This is a genomic window from Bacteroides sp. (assembly GCA_036351255.1).
GTDB lineage: Bacteria > Bacteroidota > Bacteroidia > Bacteroidales > UBA7960 > UBA7960.
Map to the genome: position 1 here is coordinate 42,846 of JAZBOS010000100.1, position 7,871 is coordinate 50,716.

Genomic DNA, 7,871 nt, shown 5'->3' on the forward strand with positions numbered 1-7,871 from the left:
TGCCACACTTGTTTTAAACATTTATTTTCTTAATTTTGATGGCCGTGAAAAGACTTCCCCTCTGGAAGGTTTTTTCGGGTCATACAAAACCTATTCACCAAAAAAATTCACACATGAAAAAACAACTCTTACTGATGGCTGTGGCCATGCTAATCAGCCTGCCCATTTTTGCACAGGCCGACGCCATCCTGGGTATCTGGCTCACCGAAGAAGGCACTTCGCAGATCGAGATTACCAAGGCTTCCAATGGTCAGTTCGTGGGAAAAATCGTTTGGCTCGATGAACCCCTCGATGAAAACGGAAGACCCAAACTCGACAAGGAAAACCCAAAAGCAAACCTGAAAAACCAGCGCCTGCTCGGATTGCAGATTCTCAAAGGCTTCTCCTACGATGCAGGCGATAAGGAATGGACTGGTGGCACCATCTACGATCCCGACAACGGGAAAACCTATACCGCCTTTATGAAACTCGACGGCAACAACAAACTGGTGCTGCGTGGCTATGTGATGGGCATGCGCATGCTTGGCCGCAACTCCTTCTGGACCCGCGAAAGGGCCATTCGTCAATAGGGCTTGCCTTCTTTGCGATAGGATTGAAACGGTCTGAAGAGCCCCAGGGAGGCTTCAGACCGTTTCCTTTTAGTCCGCCTTCGGACATGACTGTGCGCAGGCATACAGACAAGTGCGCTAAGGCTCACCAAACCCAAAACCCCTGATTTCCTTAATAAATTGATTTTTACAGGCATTAAAAATAAAGGCATATTAATTGATACACTCCTCCGAAAGAAATTCAATCATTGTTAATTTAAAAAAAGCAATCATGAAAAAAATGTTTCTCATTTTCCTGTCTCTGCTCCTCCCTTTTGGGCTGTCTGCACAAACCATGAGTGAAGAAGAAGTCGTAAAGCAGGTCATACAGGGGGCCTATATCGATGGCCTCCAGAATCTGGGCGATATACAGACCATCCGTGATGGCTTCCACCCCGATTTTGAAATGCTTGTTTTCCGTGACGGGAAGCTCTCGAAATTCCCTATCAGCAATTGGATTGAGCGCGTTGAACAGCGAAAAGCAAACCCCAACACGACTCAGCCCAACATCACTGGGAAATTTATCGATGTAGAGGTTACCGGTACCGTGGCAATGGTTAAACTCGAACTCTACCGCGAAAGCATCCGGATCTTTACGGATTACATTTCTTTGTATAAATTCAGCGACGGCTGGAAGATCGTTAGCAAGGTCTATTACCAGCATTGAGGCAAAACTGGAATCCTTTTCGCCTACTGCCCGCGTATTTTATAATTCTTTTCAGGAGATTACCTGCTTAGGTTTCACCTAACCATTGATTAAAGCCTCCTGGCCTGTTTTTTCATTACCCCGCCCCTTTTTTGTGTTTTGCACAGAATGAATTCTTTCTGAATGACCGGAAGATTTATAGTGCTTTAACACCAAAAAACATATGTATATAGAAATTTTGATTTGATGTTTTAAAAAGAAATGCTTAAATTCAAATAAGCGTTTAACTTTTTTAATTCATCAATTCAATAGCTATGAAGAGAATGTTATCCTTTTTGCTGGCAGCAATGATAGGTTTATCTGCTGCAGCTCAGGCAACCTTGCTGGAAACCTATCACACGGGTACCAAGGTGACCTATTACCCAAATGCTTGTGAAACAGAAATTCCAGAAGCGATAGGCAAGATCAGTTTCTGCGACCGTGTCGGCAACCTGGGCGTTGTTGAAGCCAGTTATGGACTCAATGCCCGCAGCATCCAGGACATTGTCATCAACCATTATAACGATGATTTGGTGTTTCGTACGCCTTCAGGCATTTCCATCCTGAAGGAAGACGGCAGCTGGGACAACTTCCCCGATTATACCGCACCGCGTTCAAGCCCCACTTCCAATGCAGCCAGCATCCGGAACGCCATGGTCACTCCCGAAGGCAAGTTGTTGTTCACTCACCTGAACATGGATAAATTGCACATCCTTGACCTGGAAACCAAAGAATTTGAAATCCTTCCCTACCTAAACAATGATGGGGGTTCACTGGGCTTTGTTTATTCGCAAGTGTTCACCCATGATCCTGTTACCCAAAAGACATACATCCTCGCAAGTGCGGGCACGACCAATTATCTTTTCAGCCTTACGGGGTCTGATCTCCAGTATCTGGGAATCATGCCCGGGTCGAGCAGCAGTGCCCTTGCCGGAAAGAAATTTCTGGTGCACGAAGGATACTTATACATAGGCAGCTCCAATGGCCTCTATAAGACCAATTTGTCTGACCTGAGTGACTATGTGGTATTCAATACAGGAAATCAACTTTCTCATGATTATGTTCGCGATTTCCAGTTTGATCAGGAAGGAAACCTCTGGATTGCGCTAAGCGGTTATTCTTCTGGCGCCCTGGCAAAAATGAATGTGACCGATAATACCTTCACCACCTATACCTTTCCCTCCAGCAATCCTGCCATCAACTATAATTTTGAGAGTGTGGCCATCGACGGCGAGGGCACCCTTTGGGCCACTGCCCTCAATGCCAGCGGTTACCTGCAGATTGATTTCGGTGAAGCCGAGCCCCAGTTGACTTTCATTTCAATGGCTGAGATGGCTGCCACAGGGTTTCCAATGACCTATGCCCCTCATGGGGTGCACTGGTATAACAATAAAATCTATCTTTTTACCCATGACGGATCCTCCTCCCAAAATGAAAATTACGAAGCCGCCATTTATGCTAACGGGCAGTGGAGCGGGATCAATGATGACCAGTCCACCAACATTTCAAGCAAGTTTGCCAATCGTTACCGTTATGCTTACCCTGCAGAAGATGGGGTATATTTTTTCAATGACTACGATGGAGGCATCCTGGCCTACTGGGATTCGGAAGGCAACTCCAGCAGGCAATACAGCCTGGGGGGCACCAACTCCTTTCTCGTCGACAACGACCAGCTTCCCGTCATCTATGGCGGTGCAGCCAAAAAAATCGATAGCCCCTTGGTGTACAATCTCCAGGATCCCGGCACCAACCAGATTGTGAAACTCCGCAGGTATAAGGATCAAATCTGGGCTTTCGACCGCCCGGGCAGGCGTCTTTTTGTTTATAAGAACAACAAGATCGTGGCCCAGCACCAACTCGATGAGGAAGCCTATGGATACCTTTACGACTTCAACCTCGACAGTGAAGGCAATGCCTGGTTCTTCCGCATGGTGGATAACAACATCGAGGCCAAGAAATTCGACCCCATAACCGCCACGACTACAAACTATCAAACCAATAGCGGCAGCATCGGTTACCTGAATGCCATCATTCCAATGCCCAACGGAAAAATGACCTTCGTGGGAAGTTCGGCAGTCATTTATTTCGATGGTGTGGATTTTACCAAATATACTGGCGCCGATTACAGCCATATGTACAGCAACATGCTGGGTGGCATGGCCGATGTGGACGGCAGGATTCATATCTTCACCCACGATGCCGCTAAAGTCATTACAATCGAAAATCCCGGCACCGTGGATGTTGCTTTCAGTGTCCTCGAAGTGGAAGGCACCAATGGCTTAATTCCCTACGTTGGTTTTTACCGGCCGGCAATGACCTTTGATGCCGAAGGCAACTTCTGGGGTCACGGATCGGGTAAATGGCTCAAGGCCTCCCTTGATAATGTTTCTGCCCCCTTCCTCAACTGGGGTAAAACCTATGGCATTACCGGGAGGGTTTATCTTGACGTAAACGAAAATGACCAGTTCGACGAAGGTGAAGGCTTTGGTAACCAGAAAGTATCGCTTGTGGCGGGCGACAGACAGGTGGATACCTTCACCGCCAGCGACGGAACCTATTACTTCAGCTTCATTGGTGAGGAAACCGATTACGTCATCACCCTGCCCGTGGTCAACAGCTTTGCGGTTTGCGAGGAACCACAAAAGCAAATCACAGTGAGTGGTTTTGAACAAGACCACGAAGTCGATGATTTTCTGCTTAAGTCAAAGAATATCAACTCCCTGGTGGTGAAATCCTCAGCCAAGACCGGGGCCTGGGGCTTCGTACGCGAAAACTTCGAGAATTCCTTCGTCACCGCCATTGGAAACGTTTCCTATAGCAAGACCTTCAACGATCTTGACCTTGATTTTGTCTTCCTGAAAGATCCTGAAACCCCCGAGACTACGATCCCCGACATTGAGGAAGTGAATGTTTACAAATTCAGCCCCAACGGCATTCTTCACCTGATCTCCAGCCTCACCATCAACCCCAGGAACCACCAGTGGAGCTTCAACCTGGACCCAGGGAACTATAACCAGGAAGAGATGGCTGTGGAACCGGTTATAAATGAAGGAGAAGAAGGCACCACCATTAGCCTGGTGCTGGGAAGCATCGCCCCGCTGGAGACTTATATCATAGAAGTGAAGACTGCCCTGTTCTCGGCCGAACATACAGGCAACACCATCACCTATGGCGTGGCCAGGGTAGGTTCGAGTGATTTTTCGGGCGATCCCGATAATCCGGGCGGGGGCGACAATATTTTCCTCATCCCCCGCCTGCAGGATCCCCGCAGCGGTGACCCGGGCGATTTGTCGCCTTACATCCTGCCGGAGGATATTTACGAAGAGCCACCCTATATCGATCCTAAGGATATATATAACGACGGCCCTTACCGCCCGCGTATCATGAGCTCGTATGACCCCAACGACAAGCTTGCCAACCCGGGCTCGACCAACGAAGTGGCCCTTACCCACATCGACAAGAAGTGGCTCACCTATACCGTCCGCTTCCAGAACGACGGCAATTTCTCGGCCAAGGATGTTTATATTCTCGATGCCATCGATGATAATCTCGATCTCAACACTTTCAGCCTGCTCGAGAGCACCCATCCCGTGCAGGTCTCCCAGATCAGCACCGAGGATGGCCCTGTTATGAAGTTCGCCTTCAACAATATCTATCTCGACTACAGCGCCAACAACCTCGAGGCCAGCCAGGGGCACGTGAAGTTTTTGATCAAGGCAAAGGATGACATCGCCCCGGGCACCATTGTCGAGAATACCGCAGCCATTTATTTCGATCAGAATCCGCCCATCCTGACCAACATTGCCCGCAACCAGTTTATCGAGTTGCACAGCCTGGGACTGCGTGCCAACCCGCCCCACGGGGGCACCGTCAGCCAGTATGCGGCCGGCGAATACCAGGCCGGGCATGAAATCCCGATTGCTGCCCAGGCTGCTGAAGGTTTCCTGTTTGAGCACTGGACCCTTAACGGGGAGATGGTCAGCGAAGCGCCCGAATTCACGCTAACGATGCCAGCCCAGGAAGCCCTGCTCATTGCCAACTTCCAGTCTGAAGCGCCCCCCACCTACCAGCTGATCATACAGGTGGAACCTGAGGGCAGCGGACAGGTTACCGTCAGCATCAGCAACGAGGAACAAAGCAGTCCCTATGTCTTTGAAGAAGGAACCGAGCTTACCCTGCTGGCCATCCCCAATGATGGCTATATCTTCAGTGAATGGTCTAATGGTTATGATCCATTCACGCAGAATCCAATTTCTGTAGTGCTGGGTCAGGATACACTATTCGGGGCTTTTTTCCAATCTACCACAAGCATTGAAGATGTTTTAGCTGACAATGAACTGCAGGCATTCCCCAACCCTGCTTACGACAGGGTAAACCTGCGCCTGCCAGCAGGCATAGATTACCTGCAAATAATTGATCTTCAGGGAGTGATAATGCTTGAGCAGCGCCCCAAAATGGCTGAAGCCGAAATCAGGCTCGAAGGCCTCAGGCCGGGGGTTTATTTCCTCCGCGTCTATTCAGGAAACGCAATAATCTCCAGGAAAATAATGCTTGTGAAATAAGACCAGCATTCGTTTTCAAAATGAAAAAGGGCCCTCGAAAAGGCCCTTTTTCATTTTTTCCTTACAGTTCCAGGATTTCCCGTTCAAGGATGTCCACCGCATCCGTCACATAAGTGGTGCATTTCTTTTTATAGGAAGGATCGGCTTTCTGCTGGTGTCTGCCTTCTTCAGTGCCCAGGTCAAGTCCAAGGAGGTCGAAACAGTTGGCCTGCTTGTGTTTCTTCCTGAAAGCCTTTACAAATGCGCTGATCATTTCAATGGATCGCTCCTTCGAAACCGGGTCAACGGGTTTGTGCTTGCCATAAAGGTAGCTGATCACCATCATTCCGCCGGTAAGCGCTCCGCAGGTCTCCTGCATGCGGCCCATGCCCGAGCCAAAACCCGAGGAGATCCGCAGCAAGGCCTCATCAGCAAGCCCGATGTCCTGATTAAAGGCCAGCAACACCGACTGCGCACAGTTATAACCACCCAAAAAGGCAGCCTCCGCTTTTTTCTGTCTTTCCGTCATAACCCTCCTTTTTGATAAAACAAAGGTAAAGCATTCGGCAAGATTCTCACCAGATCACGGCAAAAATCAACTGCCTTTCGAGGATTGATTTATCAAATCAAAAAATCAGAATTTCCATGGTTTGGAAAGAACTGATCCGAAAATAATAATTCGGAAGATAGAACAATAAATTTCAAAAAGTCGTACCCCCCTAAATTACGCTTAACTTTCTCTTTCATTTTTAATTTATCATTTATCATTTTAAATTTTTTCCTAAGTCGTACCCACAAAAAAAACACTCCTAAGCCATACCTGACTCATAGTTAATACGGAGTTTATTCGGTTTAAACCGAATAAACTCCGTATTAACTCCGTATTAACTACCTCTTTGGTATGCTTTCAGTCCGAACATTTAAGGGAGAAAAAAACCAGGAGCGCATTAAGATCTGGTATAAAAAACCGGGCAAAACACCATGTTCCCCGGGATTTGATAAATGAAAAATAATAATTGAAAAAACACATTTAAGGTGCGCCCACTAAATCTCAATCTCCATTTTTTCTTTCACTCCATTTGTTGGTTTGGCGTAACTTTATCGGACCATCAAATAATGTTATTGAATCCAGGCTCATTAGGTCACAAAAAAGAAAAAACAGAAAACGACTTCCTGTTTTTGAAGGATTTCGAATTAAATCAATTTGAGGTTTGAAAAAACCTGGATAAAACACAACAAGCCATGGCCATACCATTCACCCCCATTGGGACCATCCATACGCCTTATAAACGCAAGGAAGGGATGCCGATACAGTCGAGCGGCGCGAAAGGCATCAAGGGAACCGTGGTTCTGAAGAAAAGATTTGTGAAAGGTTTGCTCGACCTGGAGCATTTTTCACATATTTATCTGATTTACCACTTGCACCGATCGAAAGGTTTTGAGCTGGAGGTGGTCCCGTTTCTTGACGACCAGCCCCACGGGGTATTTGCCACGCGTGCTCCCAGGAGGCCGAATGCCATCGGGCTTTCGGTGGTAAAACTCATCAGCATCACCGACAACATCCTGGAGGTGGAAAATGTGGATATGCTCGACGGCACCCCCCTGCTCGACATTAAACCTTATATTTCCCAGTTTGACATCCACGAAATTGAAAAAAGCGGATGGATCAACAGGGTCACCGGGTATCCTAATGAAGTTAGGTCAGACGACCGGTTTAGCTGAAAACATTCACGAATCTATGTGTTACGAAATACCAATCGTTGATCATCAACCCCCTGGCTGTAAACCAGGGTGTTATCCCTTTTTTACAGGAAATTTTTATATTTGCATCAGGAATGCCTGGCAAAGCCTGGTTCAACCTATTTAAAAAGCAGATGATTCCTGCTTTTTAAGAAAAGAGCATGACAGGCCATTACATCAGAAACCAAAAAAGCGAATTTCATGTCTTTCCTGAGAGTCCTTTTTGCCATTTTGTTTCCACCCCTGGCGGTGATCGATCAGGGTTGTGGTTCCGTGCTCATCGTATTCCTGCTGACCCTTGCAGGATGGGTTCCCGGA

Annotated in this window: 6 protein-coding genes; 5 read left to right on the plus strand and 1 reads right to left on the minus strand. The window is 47.5% G+C overall.

The features are described 5' to 3' along the window. Positions 1–113 precede the first annotated feature (113 nt). The 3 genes from V2I46_09845 (at position 114) to V2I46_09855 (ending at position 5,834) form a co-directional block, all read left to right on the plus strand. Positions 114–569, plus strand: coding sequence for a DUF2147 domain-containing protein (locus V2I46_09845; protein MEE4177801.1), 456 nt, complete (start codon positions 114–116; stop codon positions 567–569). 250 nt (positions 570–819) lie between these two features. Continuing rightward, the gene (locus V2I46_09850) at positions 820–1,254 is read left to right on the plus strand and encodes a nuclear transport factor 2 family protein (GenBank protein MEE4177802.1); all 435 of its coding nucleotides are present in this window, start codon (positions 820–822) and stop codon (positions 1,252–1,254) included. A gap of 293 nt (positions 1,255–1,547) precedes the next feature. Continuing rightward, positions 1,548–5,834, plus strand: coding sequence for a T9SS type A sorting domain-containing protein (locus tag V2I46_09855; protein ID MEE4177803.1), 4,287 nt, complete (start codon positions 1,548–1,550; stop codon positions 5,832–5,834). A 61-nt stretch (positions 5,835–5,895) separates the two neighbouring features. Here the strand turns inward: V2I46_09855 and V2I46_09860 are convergent, their stop codons facing one another. Beyond that, positions 5,896–6,342, minus strand: a complete 447-nt coding sequence (locus V2I46_09860) for a C-GCAxxG-C-C family protein (GenBank protein ID MEE4177804.1) — start codon at positions 6,340–6,342, stop codon at positions 5,896–5,898. Positions 6,343–7,055: 713 nt separating this feature from the next. On the opposite strand from V2I46_09860, the gene tsaA reads away from it, so the two are divergent. Both tsaA and V2I46_09870 read left to right on the plus strand, forming a co-directional pair. Continuing rightward, a complete protein-coding gene (tsaA, locus tag V2I46_09865) occupies positions 7,056–7,535 on the plus strand; it encodes a tRNA (N6-threonylcarbamoyladenosine(37)-N6)-methyltransferase TrmO (GenBank protein MEE4177805.1) in 480 nt (159 codons plus the stop codon). A gap of 219 nt (positions 7,536–7,754) precedes the next feature. Next, the coding region (locus V2I46_09870) for a YqaE/Pmp3 family membrane protein (GenBank protein ID MEE4177806.1) at positions 7,755–7,871 on the plus strand (117 nt) is incomplete at its 3' end.

What these genes read in the sequence shown, in the direction of transcription:
- V2I46_09845 (MEE4177801.1), top strand. Translation starts at nt 114, where the DNA reads ATGAAAAAACAACTCTTACTGATGGCTGTGGCCATGCTAATCAGCCTG.
- V2I46_09860 (MEE4177804.1), bottom strand. Translation starts at nt 6,342, where the DNA reads ATGACGGAAAGACAGAAAAAAGCGGAGGCTGCCTTTTTGGGTGGTTAT.
- V2I46_09850 (MEE4177802.1), top strand. Translation starts at nt 820, where the DNA reads ATGAAAAAAATGTTTCTCATTTTCCTGTCTCTGCTCCTCCCTTTTGGG.
- V2I46_09855 (MEE4177803.1), top strand. Translation starts at nt 1,548, where the DNA reads ATGAAGAGAATGTTATCCTTTTTGCTGGCAGCAATGATAGGTTTATCT.
- tsaA (MEE4177805.1), top strand. Translation starts at nt 7,056, where the DNA reads ATGGCCATACCATTCACCCCCATTGGGACCATCCATACGCCTTATAAA.